The sequence below is a fragment of the Delftia acidovorans SPH-1 genome, assembly GCF_000018665.1.
Lineage (GTDB): Bacteria > Pseudomonadota > Gammaproteobacteria > Burkholderiales > Burkholderiaceae_C > Comamonas > Comamonas acidovorans.
In genome coordinates this window covers 3,463,191-3,487,355 of record NC_010002.1, presented here as the reverse complement: position 1 = coordinate 3,487,355, position 24,165 = coordinate 3,463,191, and the positions used below count along the sequence as shown (strand labels likewise).

At 62.0% G+C, this 24,165-nt stretch carries 22 protein-coding genes; 10 read left to right on the top strand and 12 right to left on the bottom strand.

The window, feature by feature from the left end:
- Positions 1-142 precede the first annotated feature (142 nt).
- Positions 143-1,330, bottom strand: a complete 1,188-nt coding sequence (locus DACI_RS15880; protein WP_012202886.1) for an IS481 family transposase — start codon at positions 1,328-1,330, stop codon at positions 143-145.
- Between the two features lie 346 nt (positions 1,331-1,676).
- Between DACI_RS15880 and DACI_RS15875 the strand changes: the two genes are divergently transcribed.
- From DACI_RS15875 to DACI_RS15865, 3 genes are read left to right on the top strand one after another with little or no spacing between them, the layout of a single operon-like run.
- Positions 1,677-2,582, top strand: coding sequence for an SDR family oxidoreductase (locus DACI_RS15875; protein WP_012205006.1), 906 nt, complete (start codon positions 1,677-1,679; stop codon positions 2,580-2,582).
- Complete coding sequence (locus DACI_RS15870) at positions 2,579-4,084, top strand: acyl-CoA synthetase (RefSeq protein ID WP_012205005.1); 1,506 nt, start codon at positions 2,579-2,581, stop codon at positions 4,082-4,084. Before DACI_RS15875 ends, DACI_RS15870 begins: the two co-directional genes overlap by 4 nt.
- Positions 4,085-4,117: 33 nt before the next feature.
- Positions 4,118-5,095, top strand: coding sequence for a Bug family tripartite tricarboxylate transporter substrate binding protein (locus DACI_RS15865; protein WP_012205004.1), 978 nt, complete (start codon positions 4,118-4,120; stop codon positions 5,093-5,095).
- 36 nt (positions 5,096-5,131) lie between these two features.
- Here DACI_RS15865 and DACI_RS15860 read toward each other — a convergent pair whose 3' ends face one another.
- The 3 genes from DACI_RS15860 to DACI_RS15850 all read right to left on the bottom strand — a co-directional run bounded on the left by DACI_RS15860 (position 5,132) and on the right by DACI_RS15850 (position 8,285).
- Positions 5,132-6,046, bottom strand: a complete 915-nt coding sequence (locus DACI_RS15860; RefSeq protein WP_043783420.1) for a LysR family transcriptional regulator — start codon at positions 6,044-6,046, stop codon at positions 5,132-5,134.
- Positions 6,047-6,221: 175 nt separating this feature from the next.
- Positions 6,222-7,226, bottom strand: a complete 1,005-nt coding sequence (locus DACI_RS15855; protein WP_012205002.1) for a tripartite tricarboxylate transporter substrate binding protein BugE — start codon at positions 7,224-7,226, stop codon at positions 6,222-6,224.
- A gap of 90 nt (positions 7,227-7,316) precedes the next feature.
- The gene (locus tag DACI_RS15850) at positions 7,317-8,285 is read right to left on the bottom strand and encodes an alpha/beta fold hydrolase (RefSeq protein ID WP_043781660.1); all 969 of its coding nucleotides are present in this window, start codon (positions 8,283-8,285) and stop codon (positions 7,317-7,319) included.
- 132 nt (positions 8,286-8,417) lie between these two features.
- Here DACI_RS15850 and DACI_RS15845 point away from each other — a divergent pair, with 132 nt between their 5' ends.
- The gene (locus tag DACI_RS15845; protein WP_012205000.1) at positions 8,418-9,353 is read left to right on the top strand and encodes a LysR family transcriptional regulator; all 936 of its coding nucleotides are present in this window, start codon (positions 8,418-8,420) and stop codon (positions 9,351-9,353) included.
- Positions 9,354-9,393: 40 nt separating this feature from the next.
- Here the strand turns inward: DACI_RS15845 and DACI_RS15840 are convergent, their stop codons facing one another.
- Together DACI_RS15840 and DACI_RS31305 are read right to left on the bottom strand one after the other, a co-directional pair.
- The gene (locus DACI_RS15840) at positions 9,394-9,999 is read right to left on the bottom strand and encodes a LysE/ArgO family amino acid transporter (RefSeq protein ID WP_043781655.1); all 606 of its coding nucleotides are present in this window, start codon (positions 9,997-9,999) and stop codon (positions 9,394-9,396) included.
- Complete coding sequence (locus tag DACI_RS31305) at positions 9,999-10,838, bottom strand: 2OG-Fe(II) oxygenase family protein (protein ID WP_192812281.1); 840 nt, start codon at positions 10,836-10,838, stop codon at positions 9,999-10,001. Before DACI_RS31305 ends, DACI_RS15840 begins: the two co-directional genes overlap by 1 nt.
- 565 nt (positions 10,839-11,403) lie before the next feature.
- On the opposite strand from DACI_RS31305, the gene DACI_RS15835 reads away from it, so the two are divergent.
- Positions 11,404-11,850: a hypothetical protein gene (locus DACI_RS15835; RefSeq protein ID WP_012204997.1), complete on the top strand. Its 447-nt coding sequence runs from the start codon at positions 11,404-11,406 to the stop codon at positions 11,848-11,850.
- Positions 11,851-11,930: 80 nt separating this feature from the next.
- Here the strand turns inward: DACI_RS15835 and DACI_RS31300 are convergent, their stop codons facing one another.
- Positions 11,931-12,407 carry a hypothetical protein gene (locus DACI_RS31300; protein WP_012204996.1) on the bottom strand — a complete coding sequence of 159 codons (477 nt, stop codon included), beginning with the start codon at positions 12,405-12,407 and terminating at the stop codon, positions 11,931-11,933.
- Between the two features lie 1,044 nt (positions 12,408-13,451).
- On the opposite strand from DACI_RS31300, the gene DACI_RS31295 reads away from it, so the two are divergent.
- Together DACI_RS31295 and DACI_RS31290 are read left to right on the top strand one after the other, a co-directional pair.
- Positions 13,452-14,789 carry a PDDEXK-like family protein gene (locus tag DACI_RS31295; RefSeq protein ID WP_012204995.1) on the top strand — a complete coding sequence of 446 codons (1,338 nt, stop codon included), beginning with the start codon at positions 13,452-13,454 and terminating at the stop codon, positions 14,787-14,789.
- A 217-nt stretch (positions 14,790-15,006) separates the two neighbouring features.
- Entirely contained in the window at positions 15,007-15,999 is a 993-nt protein-coding gene (locus DACI_RS31290; RefSeq protein WP_012204994.1) for an HNH endonuclease, read from the top strand.
- A 95-nt stretch (positions 16,000-16,094) separates the two neighbouring features.
- Here the strand turns inward: DACI_RS31290 and DACI_RS15830 are convergent, their stop codons facing one another.
- Complete coding sequence (locus DACI_RS15830) at positions 16,095-16,403, bottom strand: helix-turn-helix domain-containing protein (protein WP_012204993.1); 309 nt, start codon at positions 16,401-16,403, stop codon at positions 16,095-16,097.
- Between the two features lie 143 nt (positions 16,404-16,546).
- Here DACI_RS15830 and DACI_RS15825 point away from each other — a divergent pair, with 143 nt between their 5' ends.
- A complete protein-coding gene (locus DACI_RS15825) occupies positions 16,547-16,918 on the top strand; it encodes a hypothetical protein (protein ID WP_012204992.1) in 372 nt (123 codons plus the stop codon).
- Positions 16,919-16,965: 47 nt separating this feature from the next.
- On the opposite strand, the gene DACI_RS15820 is transcribed toward DACI_RS15825, so the two are convergent.
- The 3 genes from DACI_RS15820 to fepB are packed head-to-tail and all read right to left on the bottom strand — an operon-like array spanning position 16,966 to position 20,090.
- A complete protein-coding gene (locus DACI_RS15820; protein ID WP_012204991.1) occupies positions 16,966-18,006 on the bottom strand; it encodes a FecCD family ABC transporter permease in 1,041 nt (346 codons plus the stop codon).
- Positions 18,003-19,067 carry a FecCD family ABC transporter permease gene (locus DACI_RS15815; protein WP_012204990.1) on the bottom strand — a complete coding sequence of 355 codons (1,065 nt, stop codon included), beginning with the start codon at positions 19,065-19,067 and terminating at the stop codon, positions 18,003-18,005. Before DACI_RS15815 ends, DACI_RS15820 begins: the two co-directional genes overlap by 4 nt.
- A gap of 3 nt (positions 19,068-19,070) precedes the next feature.
- The gene (fepB, locus tag DACI_RS15810) at positions 19,071-20,090 is read right to left on the bottom strand and encodes a Fe2+-enterobactin ABC transporter substrate-binding protein (protein ID WP_043783416.1); all 1,020 of its coding nucleotides are present in this window, start codon (positions 20,088-20,090) and stop codon (positions 19,071-19,073) included.
- A gap of 119 nt (positions 20,091-20,209) precedes the next feature.
- Between fepB and DACI_RS15805 the strand changes: the two genes are divergently transcribed.
- Complete coding sequence (locus DACI_RS15805; RefSeq protein ID WP_012204988.1) at positions 20,210-21,025, top strand: ABC transporter ATP-binding protein; 816 nt, start codon at positions 20,210-20,212, stop codon at positions 21,023-21,025.
- A 30-nt stretch (positions 21,026-21,055) separates the two neighbouring features.
- Here the strand turns inward: DACI_RS15805 and DACI_RS15800 are convergent, their stop codons facing one another.
- Positions 21,056-21,847: an IclR family transcriptional regulator gene (locus tag DACI_RS15800; RefSeq protein ID WP_012204987.1), complete on the bottom strand. Its 792-nt coding sequence runs from the start codon at positions 21,845-21,847 to the stop codon at positions 21,056-21,058.
- 357 nt (positions 21,848-22,204) lie between these two features.
- On the opposite strand from DACI_RS15800, the gene DACI_RS15795 reads away from it, so the two are divergent.
- Complete coding sequence (locus DACI_RS15795; protein WP_225970926.1) at positions 22,205-24,154, top strand: TonB-dependent receptor; 1,950 nt, start codon at positions 22,205-22,207, stop codon at positions 24,152-24,154.
- The last annotated feature ends 11 nt before the right edge of the window (positions 24,155-24,165 follow it).

The window sequence follows — 24,165 nt, the reverse complement described above, 5'->3', positions numbered from 1 at the left end:
CGTGATGTCTGAGCGTAGCGCGCAGCGCGAAGTGAGTTTCACGGCGAACCCCGCAACCGCCACGACGCAGGTTGCCCGCAGCGAAGCGGAGGGTCGCGGGCATTCGGGTTGTACGTGTCAAGGACATGGGTAACAACTCAGCTCACAGACATGGGTAACACTTCAAGCTCACATAGTCCTTCTGGGGTCCTCGCACATCCTCTTCGTTGAAGCAGCCCAGTCGCACCGGCCCCAGATACACATCCCACTGGCCAGCGGCCACCTCCTGCATCCCGATCCACTGCCCCGCAAGTAGGTAGCCGATGTAGACCCGCAGCGCTCGCCAGTAAATCAGGCCGTTGTGGCTGACTCGAACTCGTTCCCAATGCTTCGGGTACTGCAGCTCGGGTAGCTTTGAGGGGTATGGCCTGGCCGAGTCGCTGTAGTGCTGGGCCGGCATGCTTTGCTGCAAGGCCTCATGCGGGCGCTGCTGGTTGTAGTGCTCCACAAAGGCATCGAGCTGCATCTGCAATGCCGCTTTGTCCGCCGCAGGCTCTTTGCCCAGGGCATGCTTGAGCGTGCGGTGCATCCGCTCGTGGCGACCGTTTTGCTGTGGCTTGCCCCTCTCGATGCGCTCCGGCCTGATGCCCAGCCTTATCCACCATATCGCCAGGCGTGACAGGCCCGCCACGCCAGTAGTCGCGAACGGCGGACCGTTGTCACTGCGTATGCGCTCGGGTAGTCCGTATTGCCGAAACACCTGTTCAAAGCTGCGTTTGGCATCCTCGTAGTTGGGGCTGTCGTAGACATGCACGGCCAGCAAATAACGGCTGGCGTGGTCCATGATGGTCAATGGATAGCACCAGTGACCATCGGCTGTCTTGAACTGGCCTTTGTAGTCTGCACTCCACACCCCATTGGGCTGCTTGCTCGTTCGCAAGGGCTGGGCCGTAGGCACCGAGCGTCTGCGTACACGCCTGCTGCAAACAAGCCCCTCTGCCTTCAGCACGTTGTAGATGGTGGTTTTGCTGGGTGTCTCCTGTGGGCCCCAACGCTGCAGGAGCAAAGCGTGCAGCTTCTTGGGCCCCATCTGTGACCTTTGCTGCGTGCGCAGCTCAATGATGGCCCGGCGCTGTGCATAGCTGATCGCCTGATTGTTCCCGTGGGGCCTGCGACTGCGTTCTTGCAATCCATCCATGCCCAGTTGGCGGTAACGCTCAACCCACTTGTAGGCCGTCTTGCGGCTGATGCCGTAGCGCCTGCACAGCTCGCTCAGCGGCGCACCACCGCGCAGGTGGTCGGCTATGAAGAGCAGTTTCTCGTCCATGGGTGCGCACTCCTTCCAGGGCATGGTGATCGCTCCTTGGCTGCTGTTGGCTCCAGCTGCCAAGCTTGGATCTGTTACCCATGTCCTTGTACTGATGTGTCACCTATGAGTGTGAGTCGTACCGGTCGCCTTCTTTGACCTGACCTTTCTTGGCGAATCAAGAAAGGGCAGTCGGCTGCCGGGCCGAGACCCGGCCTCGAAAAATAGCCACCCGACAGGTGGCCATAAGCATCCCTGCACTCGCTGACAAGCCGCGGTCACAGCCCCAAAACACAAGCCCATTGTTTCCACCACGGAACCAACCGCGTTCCACCACCGTCCTTTGCCAGCCGCCCCTGTCTCCCTAGAGTGAAAGCAAAAGGAGACAAGCATGTTCGAAGCCAATCTATTCCAGGGCCAGCGCGTCCTGATCACCGGGGGCGGCACGGGGCTGGGCCTGGCCATGGCGGCCAAGCTGGCGGAGTTGGGTGCCGAGCTTCACCTGTGCGGCCGGCGGCATTCCGTGGTGCAGCAGGCCTGCGAGATGCTGAACAACGACACGGGCGCGCAGGCCTTTGCGCATGAACTCGACATTCGCCAGCCCGAGGCCGTGCACACCGTCATCGACCGCATCTGGGCCGAACACGGACCCCTGACGGGCCTGGTCAACAACGCGGCCGGCAACTTCGTCAGCCGCACCGAGGACCTGAGCATCAACGGCTTCCATGCCATATCGGACATCGTCTTCCGGGGCACCTTCTACGTCACCCAGGCCGTGGGCCGCCGCTGGATCGCCGAAGGGCTGCCGGGCTCGGTGCTGTCCATCGTCGTCACCTGGGTGGACACGGGTTCGCCCTTTGTCGTGCCCTCGGCCATGTCCAAGGCCGGGCTGGACGCCATGACCAAATCGCTGGCCGTGGAATGGGGTCCCAAGCGCATACGGTTCAACGCGATTGCGCCGGGCGTGATTCCCACCCAGGGCGCCAGCCAGCGCCTGCGCCCCAGGATCGACGGCAACGAGGACTCGGCCGACCGCCGCCGCCTGGACAACCCCACGCGCCGCCTGGGCACGGGCGAGGACATCGGCAACATGGCCGCCTTCATCCTGGCCCCGGGCAACACCTGGCTCAACGGCCAGACCATCACGCTGGACGGCGGCGACGCCCTGGCCAATGGCGCCTACTTCACCGAATACCAGGCCTGGGACGATGCCGACTGGGCGCGCGCCCGGCAGATGGCCAAGGCCGCCAACCAGCCCAACGTCAACGATGGGGACCAGGAGGCCACGCCCACATGAGCAACGCCGCCACGCCCCATTCCACCCTGGTCTTCGAACAGCGCACGCTGACCGGCGCCGCCCAGCAGCAGCGCGGCCGCCAGCTGGCCCAGGGCCTGCGCAGCCTGGGCCTGGCCGAAGGCGACGTGCTGGCCGTCTTCCTGCGCAACGGCATCGAATACGCCGACGTGGTCCATGCCTGCCGCATTGCGGGCATCTACTACTGCCCCGTCAACTGGCATTTCACGGCCACGGAGATCGACTACATCCTGGCCGACAGCGGCGCCCGCGCCCTCATCACCAGCCAGGACCTGCTCGACGGCCTCAAGGGCGAACTCTATGCGGACCTGCCCCGGCGCGTCGCCCACGCACGCGAGCCGGAGCAGGACTACGAAACCTGGCTGGCCGCCCAGGCACCCTACGACGGCCCGCTGGTCGCGCCGCGCGGCCACATGGCCTATACATCGGGCACCACGGGCCGTCCCAAGGGCGTGCTGCGCAAGGCGTTTCCCGTGGAAGAGCTGCCTCGGCGCCTGGCCGTGAACCAGGCGCTGATCGCCACCGCCTACGGCCTGCAGCCCGGCGCGCGCACCCTGCTGACCGCGCCCATCTACCACAGCGCACCCAGCCTGTACTTCCAGAACGCGCTCATGCTCAGCGAGCTGGTGGTGCTGGAGCAGCGCTTCGACCCCGAGCGCTTCCTGCAGCTGGTGCAGGAGCACCGCATCGACACCGCCTACATGGTGCCCATCATGTACGTGCGCCTGCTCAGGCTGCCGCGCGAAGTGCGCGAGCGCTACGACATCTCCTCGCTGCGCTTCATCGCCTCCACCGGCTCGCCCTGCGCGCCCGAGGTCAAGAAGGCCATGATCGAGTGGATGGGGCCCATCATCAACGAGACCTATGCCTCCAGCGAGTCGGGCCTGGTCACCTTCATCGGCTCGGCCGACGCCCTCACCCACCCGGGCAGCGCGGGCCTGCCGCTGCAGGACGCCGAAGTCCGCATCCTGGACAGGCAGGGCCAGGGCCTGCCCACGGGCGAGGTGGGCCTGATCTACGTGCGCCAGCCCGCCTATGCCGACTTCACCTACAAGGGCAACGAAGAGGCCCGCCGCAAGATGGACCAGGGCGGCCTGATCACCCTGGGCGACATGGGCTACCTGGACGAAGAAGGCTTTCTCTACGTCTGCGACCGCGACTCGGACATGGTGATCTCCGGCGGCGTGAACATCTACCCGGCCGAGATAGAGAACGAGCTGCTCAGGCACCCCGGCATAGCAGACTGCGCCGTCATCGGCGTGCCCGATGCCGAGTACGGCGAACGGCTGCTGGCCCTGGTCGAGCCCGGCCAGTCAGGCACACTGCCCGAGGCGGAACTGAAAGAATGGCTGCGCGGCCGGCTGGCGGCCTACAAGCTGCCGCGCAGCTTCGTCTTCCAGCGCCTGCCCCGCGACGACAACGGAAAGATCGCCAAAAGAAAGCTGCGTGACGCCCACTGGGGCGCGACGCAGCGCAAGATCTGAACCCGCCAACACCGAAAGAGAAGGAGACAACGCATGAACAAGGCCATTGCATTGCTGCTTGCCGCTGCGGCCACCGCAGCCGCAGCCCCCGGGTTCGCCCAGTCCGACTACCCCAGCAAGCCCATCAAGCTCATCGCCCCGTATGCGCCGGGCGGCTCGGTCGATGTGCTGGCCCGCACCCTGGCCACGCACCTGTCCACGGAGCTCAAGCAGTCCGTGGTCGTGGAGAACCGGCCGGGCGCCAACACCATGATTGCCGCCTCGGCCGTGGCGCGCTCGCCGGCCGACGGCTACACCCTGCTGCTGGCCAGCAATGCCAGCATGGTGCTCAACCCCCTGCTCTACAAGAAGCTGAGCTACAACCCCGACCGGGAGCTGAAGCTCACCAACATCCTGGCCGAGGCCCCGCTGGTGCTGGTCACCAACAGCCAGACCGGCATCAAGAACGTGGCCGACCTCAAGGCCTACTCCAAGGCCCACGCGGGCAAGCTCAACTACAGCTCGGTCGGCCTGGGCAACCCGCTGCAGCTGACCACCGAGCTGATCAAGTCCCGCCTGGACGTGGCCGCCACCCACATTCCCTTCAACGGCAGCGCGCCGGCCCTCACCGCCCTCATGGCCAACGACACCCAGCTCATGGTGGACGTGGCCGGCACCTCCCTGCCCCACATCAAGGCCGGCAAGCTGGTGGCCATTGCCACCACCGGGCCGGAGCGCTCGCAGTTCCTGCCGCAGACGCCCACCATTGCCGAATCGGGCGTGCCCGGCTTCAGGGCCTCCACCTGGTTCGGCATTGCCGTGCCCGCAGGCACGCCCGCGGACGCGCGCAACACCCTGCAGGCCGCCGTCAACAAGGTCATGCTCAACCCCGAGTTCGCCAGTGCCCTGGGCAACCAGACCCTGGCCGCCAGAAAGCCCCAGACCCAGGCCCAGCTCGACGACTTCCTGGCCGCTGACGGCCAGATGTGGCGCAAGGTGATCGCGGACAACGCGATTGCGCTGGAGAACTGAAGAGCTGAAGAGCTGAAGAACTGAACAACCGAGGCGCTAAGGCCCGGGCTCCCCGGCCTGCTCCACGAAGCGCAGCAGGCTGGCCCTGAGGAACTCGGTCATCACCTTGACGGCATGCGAGGGCCGACGGTCCTCGGCCGTGATGATGTACAGCCTGTCGCCCAGGCCGGACACCGTCCAGTCCGGGCACACGCGCTGCACCGCGCCCGATCGCAGCTCGTCCATCACCATGTAGTTGGGCAAGGTGGCCACGCCGCTTCCCCGGAGCATGGACTGCTTGAGGAAGGGGAAATGCTCGCTGGTGATGCAGGGCTCGCACTTGAGTGCAATCTCCTGCTGCCCCTTTTTCACCGAGACGGCATAGGTCTTGCCATCGCCGGGCGGCGTCAGCAGCACGCCGTGGGGAATCTCGGCGGGGTCGTGGAACGGCCGCGCCTTGGCATAGGCGCTGCTGGCATACAGGCCAAAGCCCACCGGCCCCAGGTCGCGCGCCACCAGGTGCTCCTGCACGTCGCGCGCCACGCGCACGGCCACATCCACCTGGGCGCTCATGGGATCGCTCACCCGGTTGGAGAACAGCACGCGGATGCGCACCTGCGGGTGACGCTTCTGGAAGGCCAGCAGCATGTCGGCCAGGTACAGCTCGCCCAGGCCCGTGGGAATGCTCAGCCGCACCGAGCCGGTCACCACATGCTGCAGCGCGTCGATGGCGCCCTGCGCCGCCTCCACCTCCTGGATGATGCTGCGCCCATGCTCGTACAGCACCTCGCCCGCCGCCGTCGGCAAAAAGCTGCGCGTCGTGCGGTGCAGCAGGGTCACGCCCAGCGCGGTCTCCAGCGCCTTGAGCTCCTTGCTCACCTTGGAGCGCGTGATATCGCGCTTGCGCGCCGCAGCGCTGAGGCTGCGCGCGTCCACGATCTCTACGAAATTGCGGATGAGGTTGATGTCCATGGCTTGAGAGCGGCAGGTCAGGCGGTCCGCCTTGTTCGCGGCCTTGTTCGCGGCCTTGCGCGCGGCCGCAGGCAACGCGCCCGGACCGCCACCTCCGGACTATGGCACCGTCACGACGCCTGGCCCCGCCACCCGTGGGCGCCGGGACACAGGGCTTTCCCCGGTGCCAGCCGCATCAATCCAGGCTGATCTGCGACGAAGAGGCCACCTGCTTCCAGGTCGTCACATCCTTGAGGATCACCGCGCCGAACTGCTCCGGCGTATTGGCCACCACCGTGCCGCCCAGCTCTGCCAGGCGCTGGCGCAGTTGCGGATCGGCCAGGGCCTGCACGCTGGCCTTGTGCAGCTTGTCGCGGATGTCCTTGGGCAGGCCCTTGGGTGCCAGCAGGCCGTTCCAGGCCTGCACGGCGTAGCCGGGCACGCCGGACTCTGCAAAGGTCGGCACGTCGGGCAGCTCGCTGCTGCGCTGGGCCGTGGCCACGGCCAGCGGGCGGATCTTGCCGGACTTGATGTGCGGCAGCGAGGCCGGCAGCGGCTCCCACAGCATGGACACCTGGCCGCCGATCAGATCGGTGAAGGCCGGGCCAGCGCCACGGTAGGGCACATGCATGATCTGCACGCCCGCCTTGGCCTTGAAAAGCTCCATGGCCAGATGACCCAGACCGCCCGCGCCCGAGGACGCATACGACAGATGGCCCGGCTGCGCCTTGGCCAGCGCGATCAGCTCCTTCAGATTCGCCGCCTTGACCGAGGGATGCACGCTGAGCACGCCCGGCACCGTGATCACCTGGGTGATGGGCGTGAAATCCTTCACCGCGTCATAGGGCAGCTTGGTGTAGACGGCCGGATTCGTGCCGTGCGTGCTGGACGTGGCGCCCAGCAGCGTATAGCCATCCGGCTTGGCATCGGCCACGAAGCGCGTGCCCAGCGAGCCACCGGCACCGGCCTTGTTCTCCACGATCACCGAGGCGCCCAGCACCTTGCCCAGCTGCTGCGCGAACAGGCGGTTCACCACATCGGCCGTGCCGCCGGGCGGAAACGGCACGATCAGGCGGATGGGCTCGGCCGTGGGCCAGCCGGCATCGGCCGCCAGGGCCGACTGCGCGGGCGCCAGGGCGCCCAGGGCCAGGGCCGCCGTGGTTGCAGACAGGCTGCGGATCATGAAATTGCGGCGTTGCATGAGATTTTTCTCCTCGTTGAAATTCTTCGGGACCAGCCCCGGCCAGTCAGCGGCCAGTCATCGGCCAGTGACCCGCCAGTAACCCGCCAGTCATCGGCCCAGGCGCTCCAGCCAGGCCAGCACCCGGCCCAGCACCTCGTCGCCATTGGTGTCCAGCATGCAGAAATGCGAATTGCCGGTAATGCCTGCGGCCGGCAGGTCCAGCACCTCGGCACGGCCGCCAAGGCGGCGCAGCAGCTGCCAATACACATCGGTCTGCGCGCGGTACTTCTGCCACTGCGGGCTGTGCGCGAAATGGTCGCCCCACACCGCCAGATGGGGGATGGCCGAGGCAGGCGCGAAGGCATCCGCCCCCTCCTGCCCCTGTTGCCCCTGCTGCCCTTCTTGCACCACCGGCATGCCCGTAGGCTCCACCCCCACCACGGCGCGCACCAGGTGCGGCTTGCGGCTGGCCGCATGCGCGGCAAAGCCACCGCCCTGGCTGTGGCCCAGCACCACGCAGGGGCCGAACTGCTCCAGCAAGGCGTCATAGGCAGCCATGGTCATGGCCTCATGCCCCAGCCAGCGCGGTACCATCTGCCGCACCAGGGCACCAAAATTCTCATGTGGAAACCGCTGGCCAACGAAGGGCTCGCCCACACCGTCGCACGAAGGCGCGCCATGGCCTATGCGGAACAGCGTCCACGCCTCCTCGGCACTGCGGAACACGGGCGCCTCGGCATAGATCTCGGGGAACATCGCCCAGCCCGCGCGGCCGCGCTCCACGGCATCGCAGACCACCACGTCGTGGCCGGCCTCCAGCAGGCGCCACAGCCAGCCCTGGCGGCCATCGGGCGTGGACTCCCACTGCGCACCCGTCATGCCACCGCCGTGCCACAGCAGCACCGGCAGGGGGCTGCGCGGACGCGCCAGCCGGTACTCCATGGCGTACATCTGGCCCACGGCATAGCTGCCATTCATGTCCAGCGGCCGCTCGCCGCCATTGCGCACCACTTCCCTGTGCTGGATCGGCAGATCCCGCACCGTGCGCTGCGCACCGCCAATGAAATGGCTTTGCATCTTCCTTAGGCAAACTTCAGGCATAACAGGGCTTCTCTCGCATGCCGCCATGCTAGGCATGCCCCGCCTTGGTGCTGTGCCGATTGCGGCGGCGCTGTGCCGGATCAGCACAGCCCTGCACCCACCCTACCCATGCACGAACTCAACCTCAAACTGCTGCAGGACCTGCAGGCCCTGGCCGACACCGGCAGCCTCTACAAGGCCGCCGAGCGCCGCCACATCACCCACCCGGCCTTTGGCCGCCGCATCCGCGCGCTGGAGGAATGGGCGGGCACGCCCCTGGTCGAGCGCGGCCACCAGTCCACCACGCTCACGGCAGCCGGCAAGACGCTGCTGGCCTCGGCCCATGAAGTGCTGGGCATCCTGGAGCAGACCCACGGCCTGCTGCAGCGCCCCCACCGCACGCGCGATGAAACCATCACCATCGCGGCCGGCCGCACGCTGTCGCACACCGTCCTGCCGGGCATCATCACCGCCCTCAACCAGGCCATGCCCCAGCTGTGCTGGAAAGTGGTCACCACCAGCCTGGACTACGGCGTGGAAATGCTGCTGCAAGGCAAGGTGGACCTGCTCATGTGCCACGCCCAGCCCGCCATCGAAGGCAGCCTGCAGGGCCACCATCTGGCCTGGCTGCCCGTGGGCCAGGACACGCTGATCCCCGTCAGCATCCCCCTGGTCCCGCAACTGCCCAAGTACGCCCTGCCCGCCCACGGCGGCGGCCCGCTGGTGCCCTACCTGGACTACGCGCAAAGCATGTCCCTGGGCAAGATCCTGCGCAGCCACCTGCACGAACTGTGCGACACCACGCGCCTGCGCACCGTCTACGAGGCCGACCTCGCCGACTCCCTGCACGCCATGGTCCACCAGGGCCTGGGCCTGGCCTGGCTGCCGCTCACCCTGGTCAAGGCCGACCTGACCGAGGGCCGCCTGGCCCGCGCGGCCGGGCCCGACAAGGACGTGCCCATCAACGTGCGGCTCTACCGCCGGCCTGCGGCGCAGAGCAAGCCGCTTACGCGCAGGGTGTGGGCGGGGTTGGAGAATCTTTATGGGAGGAGTCAGAAGTCGTGAATGGCATCGCCCGCCGTCAGCAGCAAGCAAACAGGCGGCATCAAGACTCTTTCAATATTGAGTAAATCTCAATAACCAGAACACACAAGATAATCGGCAATATTATCTTTGCAAATAGCGGGAGATAGTTATAAACCCTTGCTCTCATCTGCTCCGATAAAATCCAGCCAAAGACCAGCATCAACGCCAAAAACCAGATGGCCGATGCCGCAATTGCCCCCGAAATGAAGCTGACCGGGTATGTTGATACCGCAGCCATACCTCCCAGAAAGATCACAGTATCAATCCATGAATAGGGATTTGCAAGAGAAAGCTCTCCCATGCGCAGAAAATCGCCACTACGCCGATCACGCTCTACTGCATCCTCAGAAAATCCTTTGCCATCTATCGAGAAAAACAAATACACGATATAAAACACGGCCAACACCCTGATGCTCATACCCACAGCAGAAATACCGCTAGTCATTCCAAAAAGCAATGTCCCCACCGCAATCAGAACTGCATCGGAAGCAACCGCAAAAAATGCCATCCGAAACAGACTTCTTCGCAAGACGCACATCTTGATGAAGAAAATATCCTTGGGGCTGGGAATACTGATGATTCCCAGCCCGAAAGCCACGCCCAGGAGGAAAGTATTTTCATCCATCAATTTATCTCTGCATTACCAAAAGATATGTGATTTTCCTGAATATGCCGCGAGAAATTTATCAACTTTCTTTTGTAGAAGCTTGAATAATTTTTATTCAAATCAGGATTTAGAAAATAAACTACCGAGGTTCTATCCAGCTCCAATTGGCTATCCACAGAATGATATATCGACTTGATCGCGTGGTCGGACAATATCGACAGTGCCGATCCCGCCATCACAATAAACTCTCCATCTGCAAAATTTACTTGCTCCATCAATTTTCCATTATGCAAGCAAAGCCCTTTGGAGTTGGCGGTTATAAACGTAAGGAAATGACCATCCTCATGAGGCTCCTGAGAATAAGCCCTGCCATTATTTTCACCGGCTTTATAGTAAAGGCATGCTTGCAAATATGAATAATATCTTCCAGATGATTTCTCATCAATATCAAACTTTGAGAATATTCCATCCAACAGACAGTCTGCAATTTCACTCATACGAATCTCCAATTGCGCTGCCAGCTTATAGACCAGCGCGCCAGTCACACCATTCTTTTCATTTATTTCACGCCTAGAGTACCAATAACAGAATCTCTCACAAATATCAGCATAGCCATTGATATTAGAGAATTCGCTACCGGCCCCCATGAATCCATCGCTATGCTGTGGACTCGCATGAGAAAATTTATACTCAAGATCACAATTACGCACTGAGTCAGTAAATTTAAGAACAAGATTGTAAATATCATCATCGACAGAAAATTTACAATAACCATCTTTGATGATTTTTTGAACCAAACTATCCAAAGTCCCATATTTTCCAGCCGCCAGACTTGGCCTTATTCCAATTTCATTCATCATTAAATCCCAAGTTAATTTAAAGAATTATGCGTTCAGCTGCACCAAACATGCGATAGATCTCATTCCAAGTACATAAAGCACCTCCTTGCATTTCAAATGTTAGTTGCTGCACGTCACTTTTTCTATAATTCCGTCCTAGGAACATTCTGTTTTTTTGCGACCAAGCCAACTACCTCTTGAAAAGCAAGGCATCAAAGGCCTCATCAGCCAAAGAATTCGCAACTCATTGCGCCTTCACACGGCCCATACCACACAAACAAAAGGGATATTTGTCATTGTCAGCACTGTTTCTGCCTGCGGAAGACAGCAAGTGCATCACTTAGCGGCAAGTCAACAGCAATGCTCGGTGACAAAGCCAAGGACTCCTGACTCAACCGCGGTGGTCATTGGCGCAAAAGCGTCTTGAACTCCTTTTTGGCCCTGCCAGGCGGGCGCTTTCGGAGATCAGCATCTGGCCAGGCAACCGAGTCCTCTTCACTAGGCTGTGGCACAGCCGGCATCGTGGCGATTGCAGCCTCTGCCCAGGACTTTCCCCTTGGCCCCGCTGCAGCCTTGAACTAGCATGGCCTGCACCGTCCCGGCCGGGGCGGATCTTCCCTGGGCATCGATGAGCTTTCCCGTTCAGATTCCGATCCGAGTCCCCTGCCCTCCGGGCGCCTGCATCTGTGAGCACGATGCCCTGCTCGCCGACTCCATGGCCGACCAGCGCATCCTGCGGCTCACCAGGGAAGAGGAAAAGCGCCTGCTGCTGCGGCTCGAACAGATCACCAGCCTGCAGGACCTGCGCCATGTGGAGCAGCGCATGTATGAGCAGCTCGGCATCCGCGTGCGCATCGAGCCCGGCGCCAGCGAAGTGCGCACTGTGCGCGGCATACAGATCGAGGTCCTGTCCATGCGCGGGCTGTGCAGCAAGACGCGGCAGGCGATTCCTGCGGCGATTCGGCGGGGGATGGAGAGGACGCCTGAGGTGGCGTTTGAGTTGTTGGATGAGGGGGGGTTGTTTGGGTGAGGATTGGCAACCTCGACCGACCAGGGATCACTGGTTTTCCGCAAGGCGCTCAATTCCAGCTTTGCGACTGTGGCCAGAGGCTAGCTCCAGACCTCCTCTATCAGACGCCTCAACTCATCAACCGCCGCAGAAAAAGCCGTCTTGTCAAATACTGCTCTTTTATTTCCCGCTACCCATTCAACCGAAACAACAATACCATTTCTCACATCGATAGCACGTCCGATTCTCGCCCAACTCACCGTTTCTTCATCAACCAGCTGCTCTACCACCGCAACAGTGCAATTCATATCCATATCATCTGGACAGATCATGATTGGAACTATCGTCGACGAATTTTCATTTTTTGGATTCAAAAGATACCAGGCATTTTGCAAATCGCACTCATCAATAAGCCACCCTTGGGCCGGGACAAGGCCACCCACAGTATCTTCTCCAAAGACAGCCGAGCAATCTGCCTCTTTCAACCATAACTCAAGCGGCACCCCGTCAACCACCAGGACAGGATGGGGAGCCTTCGCGTAAAGCGACATGTGCATTACAGCTTCAATAACGTTCATGTGGTGTCAAGATTTAATTTTCAGTGTCCATGACGATCGATTGTCCTTACCGCGCACAGGTCCCGTCAACCTCCTTCACCCTCCGTAGGCTGACCATCCCTGTCGCGTACCCCATGCGAGCACTCCGCCCGAAGACATGCACGCCATCGCGAGGCGACCTGCCATCATGCCTACTCACCGCCACCGCAAACGCTGAGGATGCATGGCAGCACGCCTGAATCAGGATGCCAGGCTCCTCATCATGCGGCACAATCAGCCGACAGCGACCCTGAAGCCAGGTTTGAATCTACTGGAAGCACCAGCCACCCGCCTCCAACATGGAATGCCCCATCTGCACAAGCACTGATTTTCATCGCCCCGCGGAGAAATCTGCAATGGAAATATGGCACTGCAAAAACTGCGGGAATGGATGTGCAGTGCGTTGCAATTACATCCCCGATCTTTCGGACGTGAAAGGCCATGACCTGTTCGTTGGAACGGCATCGGTTTCCACAGGAATAACGGGCCTTAAGGCATTGATCCAGTTAAAGAAAGCTCTTTCATTTGCAGAGCATTTTGTGCCTGCCAGACTTGATGAGCAGCACCGAGCCGGGAAACTTTGTTGGGACCTAGGATATTTTCTGGATTTTGAAATCCAACAGGCCGAAGCAGAGTGCGAACGAATCGGAATAGCTGCGTCATTCAATAGATTGGTCTAGGCGAGCTTGATGCAGATGACAACCGGCGTGCGACGACAGACAATGCCAGTCCGTGGCACACGCAACCAATCCGGCTCTTATGTCAAAGCACACCAGCGCGGCTTCTCGGAGATTAACAACTACCTACATAGACTCCGTGTGCCCAGCCATATACGCAGTCCTGCTCGTACATTCAAGATCATCGATAAGACAAAGATCGATAATCATGGAGTATTTCAATCACTCCAAAGTTACCAACAACAACTGACTTTAATTTGAAATTCTACAATCATTCGCTGCTGGCTTTTTTGCAAAATATGCTATTATCCACTCAGGAGAAGCGGCCAATAAATGGTCTATACAACGCATGAACAATGATGATCTATACTCATTTTTTTCCGACCCTGAACTGATCGAGTTAATCGAGCAGGCAAAGATTTCAGATGATATCCTAGATGTCATAACACTGAATGAAAATCAGCATTCAGATATGCTAGCTTGGTGCTTGACACCAGGGGAAGGACATGGTCAAGGGGACTCCGTCATTAAAGATTTTCTAGAAGCCGCATACCAAAAATCAGATGCAGCTATCTACGATAATAAAAAGTTCTTTCGCAAATGGACACCGGGACGTATTCGTGTGTCGAGTTTTGGCTCAGCTTTCGTTACGCGGGAATTTGTGGTGAGTGTAAAAGAACCCGGGCAAGAAGAAAAGCGTACCGGACGACTCGATCTTTTTATAGTAGATCCTCAGAACAAGCTACTGATTGCAATCGAAAACAAAGTTGGTGCGAGACTGACCGAAGAGCAACTGGCTCGCTACCAAGGAGCAATAAATAAAGAAATTGGCAGTCGCCCTATATTCAAAGACTATGAATTCGCTTACGTCGTGCTGGATCGTGAACTTGATTGGTACACAGATGACAAACTAAACGCGCTCGGCAAGCGCTGGGCACTGCTCGACTATTCATGGCTTGAAGCATCGGCCCGTCGGGCGCGATTGCAAGTTACCCGCAACAACCAAGCCGCACAACTGCTGGTTGCCTATTGCCAAAAACAGACTAGCTGGGAGAGTTCGTCGGAAGCACGGCTGTCTGAACTAGCTGGTGAAATTGCCAGCAAGCACCCACAGGTGATTGCCGCGCTGAGTGCTTTGCGCGGCCAGAGTATCGCTCAGTGGACGCCAAAGACGCTTGAAGGCCTAAGCGGCGAGCTGGCTCTTTTCCGTGCGCAGCACTTGCGGCTGTGCATGTTACTAACACGTAGCCAGGGCATTGCATCGTTACAACGAAAAATCCGCAAGGCCTTACCCCTCAGTGACATGGTAAACGGGCGAACTTGGCTAGAATTTGCCACGCCAGACATAGCCGAACTAACCATCGACGATGAAAGCTCCTGGGCGCTATCTGTAAATATCCGTCGGCAGCCAAATAATGACGACAACAAGCCACGCTACACGTTGCGAGCAATGTGGAGGCGCGCCTCTTTCGACGATGCCCATGGAAACGAAACCGACCTCCGTCGCCACTTTGAAGCAGTATTGCCCGGGCTCAAGCACTTCAGTTCTGCAACAGAGCGTCGAATGGTGATTGCGCAAAGTCTGGATGCAGACGCGGTATTGCAACGAGCAGTTAAGCTAGCGCAGCAGTTGTCGGCTTCCTTGTTAAATTTGAGCATGGCCACCCCCATGCGAAAAATATCATAGATGTCATTGGACTGCGGCCGCAACTCCATCGTTTGATCACAGCCATTAACACATTGAATACCCAATGTATGTCACAAACAGGAGCGTTAGAATGCAAAGAATTCTACCGATAGTCGATCTATGAAATTCGAGAATCGACTAAAAGCTGTCGAGCACAATCACTTTTGATCCACGCAAATTCCGAAGTTTATATACATCTAGTACATGAGAATATTACATGGACGATAAATACAAAGTATTCGAAGACGATGAGGCAGGTTATCACGCCTGGTTAGCGCATAACCCCAATGGTTTTGTTTTAAACACAGACCGCCCACCGCGCGCTGAGTACATGCCACTGCACACAGCGAGGTGTAGCACCATCAAAATACCCGCTACTCACGCACGCCCTGACCCTTTTACGAGTCGTGGCTACATGAAGGTTTGCGCTAATGATCCTAATGACCTGCTCGCCTGGATGCAAACTAAAGGCGCGAATGAATTCTCGAAGCTATGCAGCAAATGTAGAGTTGCGGAATTCATGACTGGCAGCGCGGGAGATAGCTGGACGAACGATGAATTACGCTCTTCAGTTGAGGCTTACCTAGAGATGCAACGCAAAGAGCGAAACAATGAGCCGTTTACAAAAAAGCAGTATTACAAAAAATTAACGCAAGACTATGGGCGTACCGTCAAAGCATTTGAGTACCGCATGCAGAACATTTCTTATGTTCTATCGCTTATGGGCAGGGATTGGCTTACAGGGCTAAGACCGGCAAGAAATGTTGGAAAAAGAGTTGCCTGTCTGATTGAAGCATTGGTCTTAGAGCTGAGTAATAGCCAGCAAGCCCCTGTTGTAAAATTTGAGTTTCAGGTTCGTGAGAACCTGGAAAACAAAAAGCAAGCCAAGCCAGCAGGCAACAGCAACCCCGGCACAATCATTCGCCAAGTAGCTCAGTTCGAACGCGATCCTGCGGTTAAAGCTTGGGTGTTAAAAAAGGCTGCTGGCGTTTGCGAGTGCTGCAGTAGCAATGCACCGTTTGAGAGCACAGATGGCCAACCTTTCCTAGAAGTCCACCACATTCGCAAATTGGCAGAAGGGGGATCAGACACAGTAAGCAATACTGTAGCTCTCTGCCCCAATTGCCATCGCGCACTACACTATGGAATGAGAGCAAAAGAGCTTATCGAAAGTATATTTATCAAGGTGAATCGCCTAATTCGCGAATGAATCATGGATTTTTAATTAATTTTGATTCAACTATTTCTGGGTAGATTGAAGGGTTATATTCATAGTCACAATCCAACACGCACATCGCGCCCAGCCTAATCCTTCAATACATCCCTCACCCGTTTCCTAACTTCCTCACCCGAAACCCCATACCTGAGCAACAACTCCGCCACTTCATCATCCGTATCCGAATAGAAAAACGCCATCGGAACCTTGAGCACTTCCGCCAGCTTACGCACAGTCAGCAAGTCTGGTTTGTGTTTCCCCAGCTCATAGCGATTGATCCGCGCACTCGCCACAAACGGATCGATTCCAGCTTCAATTCCCAGCATTTTTTGGGACAGGTCTGCTGCAAGCCGAGCTTGCTTGAGCCTCGCGCCCCATTGTTCATCTGCGTCTGACATCTCGTGCTTTCCAAAAGCTACGAGACTCGTAGTTATGCTGTATTCTCGATACTACGAGTTGCGTAGTTTTCTAGCCTGCAGCCACGAATCGCTACGGAACGTCCTCGCCGCAGCACGGCGCTTCGTCACAGGAGCAGCAACCCATGAAGCACATCCCCCCATCCCCTCCCCCCGAAAACACCCACGCCCAGAAGCTCGCAACAGCGCTGCATGAAATGGACCGCTTCGTGCAGCAAGGCTGTGCCGAGGTTTCCGCCCTGGCCCAGTTGGCGCTGGCCTGGCTGGAGATACCCGAAGGCCATCAGCGGCTGGACGTGGTGGCGCAGGCGCTGGTGACCATTCGCAACAGCGCTGAATCGCTGGCGGAGTTCGCTGGCAGTGAAGCCCGGGTGATGAACTGCGAGTACGAGGACCAGGCAGAGGTGCGCCGCAGCGAGGCGGCCAAGGTGGCTGCCGAAGAGGCCGGGCATGTGTACACCGTGGTGGGGCCTGGGGCGACGCGGGGCGTCAGGTAGTCCCACAGGTACTGGGTCTGCGCCCCGTTGCACCCTGCACGGGCCGTCTATCCCTTGCGCGTGCGAAACAGCAGCCACAGCAGATACACCCCGCCCAGCAGCCCCGTCACCAGCCCGATGGGCAGATGCAGGCGCACGGGTGCCCACTGGCTGAGCATGTCGGCCGCCAGCAGCAGAACGGCGCCCATGGCTGCCGCCGTGCACAGGGGCACGTCGGGCGACAGGCCCAGGCGCCTGGCCACCTGGGGCGCGGCCAGCGCGATGAAGGCGATGGGCCCCGCCGCTGCCGTGGCGATGGCGGTCAGGGCCACTGCAGCCATCACCATGGTGAGCCGCGTGCGCGGCACGTTGACGCCGAGCTGGGTGGCGGCATCGTCGCCCAGCTCCAGCAGGTTGATGCGGCGGGCGCACCACAGCACGACGGGCACGATGGCGATGAAGCCCAGCGCGGCGGGCGCGACATGCGCCCAGGTCCGCGCGCTGAGCGAGCCGGCCAGCCAGCGCTGCGCGGCGACGGCCCGGTCCAGGTCCCCCATGACCAGCAAGATGGTGTTCAGGCCCGAGAGCGTGGCCCCCACGCCTATGCCCACGAGCACCAGCCGGTAGCCGCCGCCAGCACGCTGGCCCCCGGACAGCGCAAGCACGACCGCCGCCGTGGCCATGCCCGACAGCACGGCGGCCAGCGATGTCCACAGCGGCCCGGCGTCACCCAGCACGATGAGCGCAATCGCCCCGCTGGCCGCGCCGGTGGTGAAGCCGATCACGTCCGGCGAGCCCAGCGCGTTGCGGGAGATGGACTGGAAGATGGCGCCCGCCATGCCAAGAGACGCGCCCACGAAGACGGCCGTGAGGACACGCGGCAGCCGCACCCGCTGCACGATGCGCTCAGCTGCGGGGTTGGAGCCCGTGCCCAGCAGGCTGTCAAGCACTTCGGCGGGGCTGAGGGACAGGGTTCCCGTGCCCAGCAGCAGCACACCCAGCACCAGGGCCAGCACGACCAGCGCCATGCCCACGGCCAGCGGCCTGGGCCGCCAGAGAAACGAACAGGCTCCCCAGCGCACAACGGATGTGTTCACGAAGGTCTTCATAGCCTGCTCAACCGGTATCTGCACGCCACCCAGACAAAGAACGGCCCGCCGATCAGGCAGGCGACGATGCCCGCAGCCACTTCGGCAGGTGCCGCGACGACACGGCCCAGCACATCGGCCCCCAGCAGCAGCACCGCCGCGTAGAGCGCGGACAGCGGCAGTATCCAGCGGTAGTCCGGCCCGCACGAGAGGCGTGCAAGATGCGGCGCCACCAGGCCGACGAAGGCGATGGGCCCCACGGCCGCCGTGGCGGCCCCGGCCAGCAGCATGACCGCAAGGCAGGCCAGTTGCGCGGTGGCGCGGACATTGACGCCCAGCGCCAGGCCCACGTCATGCCCCAGCGCCATGGCGTTGAGCTGGCCGACGATGGCCCAGGCCGCCGCCAGCCCTGCCGCCACGGCAGCCGCCAGCACGGCGGCGCTGGCATAGCCGCTGCCCTCCAGGGAGCCGGCCGCCCAGTGGCGGAAGCCGTCGAAGACTTCCGGGGGTGCGTTGAGCAGGATGATGCCGGCGCTGGAGGTGAGCATGACCGACAGGCCGGCCCCGGCCAGGACCAGGCGCACCGGGTGCGCGCCAGCGCCCCGGGACTGGCCGAACGCGAAGACGGCGGCGCCCGCCAGCCCCGCGCCGGCAAAGGCGCACCAGACGTACTGGAGCACGGACGTCAGGCCGAAGGCCGTCATGCCGATGAGCACGGCCAGCGCCGCACCCGCGTTGACGCCCAGCAGGCCCGGCTCCGCCAGGGGATTGCGGGTGACGGCCTGCATGAGCGCGCCGGCCACGCCCAGCGCCATGCCGGCCAGGATGGCCACCACGGTGCGGGGCATGCGCAGCAGGCTGACGATCAGGTGCTGGTCATCACGCAGGTTCGGAGCCCGCAGCGCGCCGAGGATGTCGGCCAGCGCAATGTCGCGCGAGCCGACGGTGATGCCGAGCACGGCAATGATGGCCAGCGCCAGCAGCCCGCCTGCAAGGCCCAGCCAACGCCTGCAGTGCAGGGAGGAGCGCGAACAGGAGCGCTGGGCAGGCCGCGCCACCGCGCCTAGGAGCCGTGCACGCATGGCTCAGCGGAAATGGCTTGCCACGGCGTCGACCATCTGCTGCCCCGAGTAGTAGTCGATGCGAAACGAGGTCGGGCCCAGCGGATAGACGCGCCGCCCGGCAACGGCGGGCAGGTTGGCCAGCAGCGGATCGTCCAGGAAGGCCTGCACATCGCCCTGCGAGGCGCCGAGCAGGAAGACGGAGTCGCCGGTGATGGCGGCCGAGAGATTCTCGCGGGAGATGAATTCGAAGTCCGAGGCGCGTGTGACCTGGGCGGCCAGCGCGGGCGGCAGGCCCTCCACCTTGAAGCCCAGCGCGGCCAGCAGCCGCGCATGGGGGCTGGCGGCGCGGCCTATGGAGTAGCTGCCGGCCAGGTTGTAGGCGACGATGCTGACGGGCTGGGCCGGTGGCGTGATGGAGGCGGCGGTCTGCGCCACATGGGCATCGAAGCGGGCAATGGCTGCTGCGGCCTGCTTCGCATGGCCCGTGATGCGGCCCAGCTCGGTGGCGATGTCCTGCCAGGACTGGCTGGAGTAGTCGACCACGACCATGGGCACGCCCTGCGCCTGCAGTTCGGTGCGGTGCTGGGCCACGCTGTCGGCCCCGGTGGCGGAGGCCACCAGCAGGTCGGGGCTGGCGCCGATGGCGGCCTCGATATCGAATTGCAGGTTGCGGTAGAGCACCTGCACGCCGCGCTTGTCGGCAACGGCGGCCCATTGCGAGAAAAAGCCCTTGTCGTCGGTCATACGGCTGGGCGTGGTCGCGGCGGTCGCGACGACCGGCGCATCGATGGCCAGCAGGATGCCGGTCACGCTGGGCGAGGTGGAGACGATGCGCCGGGGCAGCGGTGCATGGTCTGCGTGTGCTGCAGCCGGCGTATCCGATGTATCCGATGTATCCGATGTATCCGACGCATGCGATGTATCCGACGTATGCGGTGCGGCGCCCGCCACGGGAACGGCGGCGCGTGGAAACCATGCGAAACAGGCCAGTACGGCCAGTGCGGCGGCCGCGCCCAGGGCGGCAAGTTGGAGTCTGTTCATCTCGATCCGAAGCGACGGGGCCGGGCGCCAGGGCGGCGTCTCCAGCATATTCCGTATTGTAGAATTCATTCCACATTGCAAACACCGAAGGACCTATCGATTGTGGGAAATGACCGGCCATGACGCAGCGCCTGAGTGCTGATGCGGTGACGCTGCGCTACGGCGAGCGCACGATTTCGCAGGGCCTGTCCCTTGCCATTCCCGATGGTTCCTTCACCGTCATCGTGGGGCCGAACGCCTGCGGCAAGTCCACCCTGCTGCGCGCGCTGTCGCGGCTGCTGGTGCCGGCTGCCGGGCAGGTCATCCTGGATGGCCGGCACATCTCGCAATTTCCCGCCAAGGAGGTGGCGCGGCGCCTGGGCCTGCTGCCGCAAAGCGCGGTGGCGCCCGAGGGCATCACGGTGGCGGACCTGGTGGCGCGGGGGCGCTACCCCCATCAATCCTTCCTGAGGCAGTGGACGGACGCGGATGAGCAGGCCGTGGCCGAGGCCATGCAGGCCACCGATGTGGCAGCGCTGTCAGACCGCCTGCTGGACGAGCTGTCAGGCGGCCAGCGCCAGCGGGTGTGGATTGCGATGGTGCTGGCGCAGCAGACGCCGATCCTGCTGCTGGACGAGCCCACGACGTTCCTGGACATCGCCCACCAGATCGAGCTGATGGAGCTGCTGGCGGATCTCAACGATGCCCGCCGCACGGTGGTTGCGGTGCTGCACGACCTCAACCAGGCGTGCCGCTATGCCTCGCACCTGATCGCCATGCGCGACGGGCGCATTGCCGCGCAGGGCGCGCCCGGAGCGATCTTCACGGAGCAGTTGGTGCAGGAGGTGTTCGGCCTGCCGGCCGTGATCATTGCGGACCCCGTGTCGGGGACGCCGCTGGTGGTGCCCAGGGGGCGCAGGGCCGTGAATGCCATGGAGCGCGCCGCAGGGAACTGAGGCGCCCGGGCATTTTTCCCGGCGCGGCTTTCAAGGCGAATCTGCGCTGAAGGCCCGCCCGCCCGTGGACTGGTTGATCAGGCTGGCCTCGCGGAACAGTGCGACCCGGTCTTGCGGCGACTTGAGCTGGCCCAGGTCCGAGACGGTGGTGACCGCGCAGACGATTTCATGCTGCGCATCAAACACCGGCGCCGCCTGGCCCGTGACGTTGGACAGCAGGTGGCTGGTCATCTCGGACCAGCAGCGCTCGCGCACTTCGTCAAGCACGGCCTTGGCTGGCGGCTTGCCACGGAAATGGGCAGGCTGCTGGCGCCGTGCGGCGTCGATGGTGGCCTTGGGCAGGAAGGCCTGGAACACCAGGCCGCAGGCGGTGTTGTCTATGGGCAGGATATCGCCCAGCGCCAGCGGGTTGATCGAGAAGTAGGCGCTGCGGTACCAGCGCACCAGGGTGGGCCCCCGGTCGGTCCAGATGGCCACGCCGCCGCTGAGCGCATGGCTGTGCGTCAGCGCCTTCATGCGCTGCGCCGCAATCTCCACCGCATCCACACGCTTGAGCGCGCCAATGCCGATGCTCAGCGCCGCGCTGCCCAGGTCGTACAGGCCGCTGGCGGGGTCCTGCTTGGCCAGGCCTTCCTTGACGAGGCTTTGCAGGTAGCGGTGGGCCGTGGAGCCCCCCGTTCCCGTTCGCCGGGCCACCTCGCCCAGCGCCAGCTCGCTTTCGGCATTGGCCAGGACCATGAGAAACCGGGTGGCGATGGAGACGGACTGGATGGTGCCGGAGCGCTTCTCGCCGGCTGTCGTCTGAGGTGTTGTTGTTTTCAAGGGCTGGGCTTTCTTGCCTGTACCAGGCGCATCGCAGGTGGGGGCGCAGGCGCCGCCGGTGTCGATGATACCGGCTCTGCCGAAGGCTCTGCACGGGTGCGCGCACACCATTTCGCCGCTGTTTTTTCTTCCGCATGTGGGAATGCATTCCCTACTGTGGAATTTCGATGCATGATGGCGACCTTTGAAAAATACGAATCATTCTCATCAAAGGAAGATGCTGTGAAGCTGTGTTTCCATCGCAGGCTCCCGTCCCGGGCGGGCGCCATCGCACTCTCTACCCTGATGGCGCCGGCCGGCGCCTTCGCTCAGGGCACGTCGGGTTCCGGGGGGGAATCCAACGCGCTTGAAGCGGTCGTGGTCAGCGGAGAAAAGGTCAGGCGCGAACTCAAGGACACGGCCTCCTCCGTGTCGGTCAAGGCCGGCAAGGACCTGGCCCGGCAGGAGTCCGGCAATGCCTCGGTCCACGAGGTGCTGCACGACGTGCCCAACGTGGTCTACACCGACACGGTGGGCGCGCCCATCATCCGCGGGCAGGACACGCAGGGCCCCAACAACGGCCAGAACGTCTTTTGGGGCGGCACGGTGCCGCGCGCCACCATCAACCTGGATGGGCACTACCTCAACTACAACGAGATGTTCTTCGGCGCGACCTCGGTCTGGGATGTGGAGAGCATCGAGGTGTTCCGCGGCCCGCAGACCACCTCGCAGGGCGCCAATGCCATTGCGGGCGCCATCGTCGTGAACACCAAGGACCCCAGCTTCAAGCGCGAAGGGGCCTACCAGCTGGAGGCGGGCGACTACCACTCGCGGCGTGCGTCCATCGCCGTCTCCGGCCCCGTGGGCGAGGAGCTGGCCGCGCGGCTGGCCGTGGACTACTCGGGGCGCGATACCTTCATCGACTACACCAATCCGCAGTTCCAGCGAGGCCAGGCCGATCAGGATTTCCGCGCGCTGAATGCACGCATGAAGTTCCTGTGGCTGCCCAGCCGCATTCCGGGCCTGGAGGCCAAGTTCACCTATTCCCACAACGACAGCAACCGTCCCAGCCAGGAGGCGGCGTCCGCTCCGTTCACCGCGCTGGAGCACTGGACGACGACCATGCCCAGCTGGAAGCAGAAGACCGACACCGGCATCCTCGACCTCAGCTACGAGCTGGGCAACGGCGTGCGGCTGGTCAACCAGTCCCAGTATTCGCGCTCGTCCGTGCAGCGCTATACGGGCATTCCCGGCGAGGGCGATGCCGATATCCGCCAGAACAATGTCTCCAATGAGTTCCGCGCCCTGGTGGGCAGCGACAAGGACCGCCTGAGCGGCTTCGGCGGCGTCTACTACGCGCGCACCGGCACGGACGAAAGCCTGCTGCTGCGCGGCCTGTCCGCCTTCGACGACACGAAGAAGAACCTGGGCGTCTTCGGCGAGCTGAACTGGCGCCTGGCCAACCGCTGGACCCTGACCAGCGGCCTGCGCTACCAGCAGGACGAGGTGGTGCGCACCGGCACTTCGGTGCTGGCACCCACCGCCCTCGACTACACGAAAACCTTCTCGGCCCTGCTGCCCAAGCTGTCCCTGGCCTATGCCGCCACACCGCGCTGGACCGTGGGCGCGCTGGTCAGCCGGGGCTACAACCCGGGCGGTGTGTCGCTGAACCTCACCAGCCGGCAGTGGGCGTATTTCAAGAAGGAGTCGATCTGGAACTACGAGCTGTTCAGCCGCGCCAGCCTGCTCGATGACCGGCTGATGCTCAACACCAACCTGTTCTACATGGACATGCGGGACGCGCAGTACAACATCCCCGTGGTCATCTCCCCGGGCGTGGCCCAGTCCTACACCATCAACGCGGAGAAGGCCCATGCCTACGGCTTCGAGCTGGGCGCCGACTACCGCGCGCTGGACAACCTGCGGATCAAGGCCGGCGTGGGCGTGCTGCGCACCCGCATCGAGGAGATGGGCAGCAACCCCGGCTACGAGCACAACCGCTTCGCCCGCTCGCCCGGCTACAACCTGAGCCTGGGCGTGAGCTGGGACGCCAGCCCCCGGTTCAATGTCTCCGGCCAGGTGCGCCATCTGGACGGCTACTACTCCGATACCGCCAACACGCGCGCCTATGCGGTCGGCTCCAACACCATCGCCGACCTGCGCATGACCTATGCCTACAGCGCGCGCGTGCAGCTGTACGGCTATATCAAGAACGTGTTCGACAGGCGCGCACCGACGTACCTGCAGCAAAACCGGGGCATCGGCGGCATCGAGGCCAGCATGACCGCGCCGCGCATGATCGGCGTGGGCGTGCGCGGAACGTTCTGAGATGGGAATGA

Bases quoted from the DNA above. Each gene is read 5' to 3' on its own strand.
- DACI_RS15880 (WP_012202886.1), bottom strand. From the start codon at position 1,330: ATGCCCTGGAAGGAGTGCGCACCCATGGACGAGAAACTGCTCTTCATA.
- DACI_RS15875 (WP_012205006.1), top strand. From the start codon at position 1,677: ATGTTCGAAGCCAATCTATTCCAGGGCCAGCGCGTCCTGATCACCGGG.
- DACI_RS15870 (WP_012205005.1), top strand. From the start codon at position 2,579: ATGAGCAACGCCGCCACGCCCCATTCCACCCTGGTCTTCGAACAGCGC.
- DACI_RS15865 (WP_012205004.1), top strand. From the start codon at position 4,118: ATGAACAAGGCCATTGCATTGCTGCTTGCCGCTGCGGCCACCGCAGCC.
- DACI_RS15860 (WP_043783420.1), bottom strand. From the start codon at position 6,046: ATGGACATCAACCTCATCCGCAATTTCGTAGAGATCGTGGACGCGCGC.
- DACI_RS15855 (WP_012205002.1), bottom strand. From the start codon at position 7,226: ATGCAACGCCGCAATTTCATGATCCGCAGCCTGTCTGCAACCACGGCG.
- DACI_RS15850 (WP_043781660.1), bottom strand. From the start codon at position 8,285: ATGCAAAGCCATTTCATTGGCGGTGCGCAGCGCACGGTGCGGGATCTG.
- DACI_RS15845 (WP_012205000.1), top strand. From the start codon at position 8,418: ATGCACGAACTCAACCTCAAACTGCTGCAGGACCTGCAGGCCCTGGCC.
- DACI_RS15840 (WP_043781655.1), bottom strand. From the start codon at position 9,999: ATGGATGAAAATACTTTCCTCCTGGGCGTGGCTTTCGGGCTGGGAATC.
- DACI_RS31305 (WP_192812281.1), bottom strand. From the start codon at position 10,838: ATGAATGAAATTGGAATAAGGCCAAGTCTGGCGGCTGGAAAATATGGG.
- DACI_RS15835 (WP_012204997.1), top strand. From the start codon at position 11,404: ATGGCCTGCACCGTCCCGGCCGGGGCGGATCTTCCCTGGGCATCGATG.
- DACI_RS31300 (WP_012204996.1), bottom strand. From the start codon at position 12,407: ATGAACGTTATTGAAGCTGTAATGCACATGTCGCTTTACGCGAAGGCT.
- DACI_RS31295 (WP_012204995.1), top strand. From the start codon at position 13,452: ATGAACAATGATGATCTATACTCATTTTTTTCCGACCCTGAACTGATC.
- DACI_RS31290 (WP_012204994.1), top strand. From the start codon at position 15,007: ATGGACGATAAATACAAAGTATTCGAAGACGATGAGGCAGGTTATCAC.
- DACI_RS15830 (WP_012204993.1), bottom strand. From the start codon at position 16,403: ATGTCAGACGCAGATGAACAATGGGGCGCGAGGCTCAAGCAAGCTCGG.
- DACI_RS15825 (WP_012204992.1), top strand. From the start codon at position 16,547: ATGAAGCACATCCCCCCATCCCCTCCCCCCGAAAACACCCACGCCCAG.
- DACI_RS15820 (WP_012204991.1), bottom strand. From the start codon at position 18,006: ATGAAGACCTTCGTGAACACATCCGTTGTGCGCTGGGGAGCCTGTTCG.
- DACI_RS15815 (WP_012204990.1), bottom strand. From the start codon at position 19,067: ATGCGTGCACGGCTCCTAGGCGCGGTGGCGCGGCCTGCCCAGCGCTCC.
- fepB (WP_043783416.1), bottom strand. From the start codon at position 20,090: ATGAACAGACTCCAACTTGCCGCCCTGGGCGCGGCCGCCGCACTGGCC.
- DACI_RS15805 (WP_012204988.1), top strand. From the start codon at position 20,210: ATGACGCAGCGCCTGAGTGCTGATGCGGTGACGCTGCGCTACGGCGAG.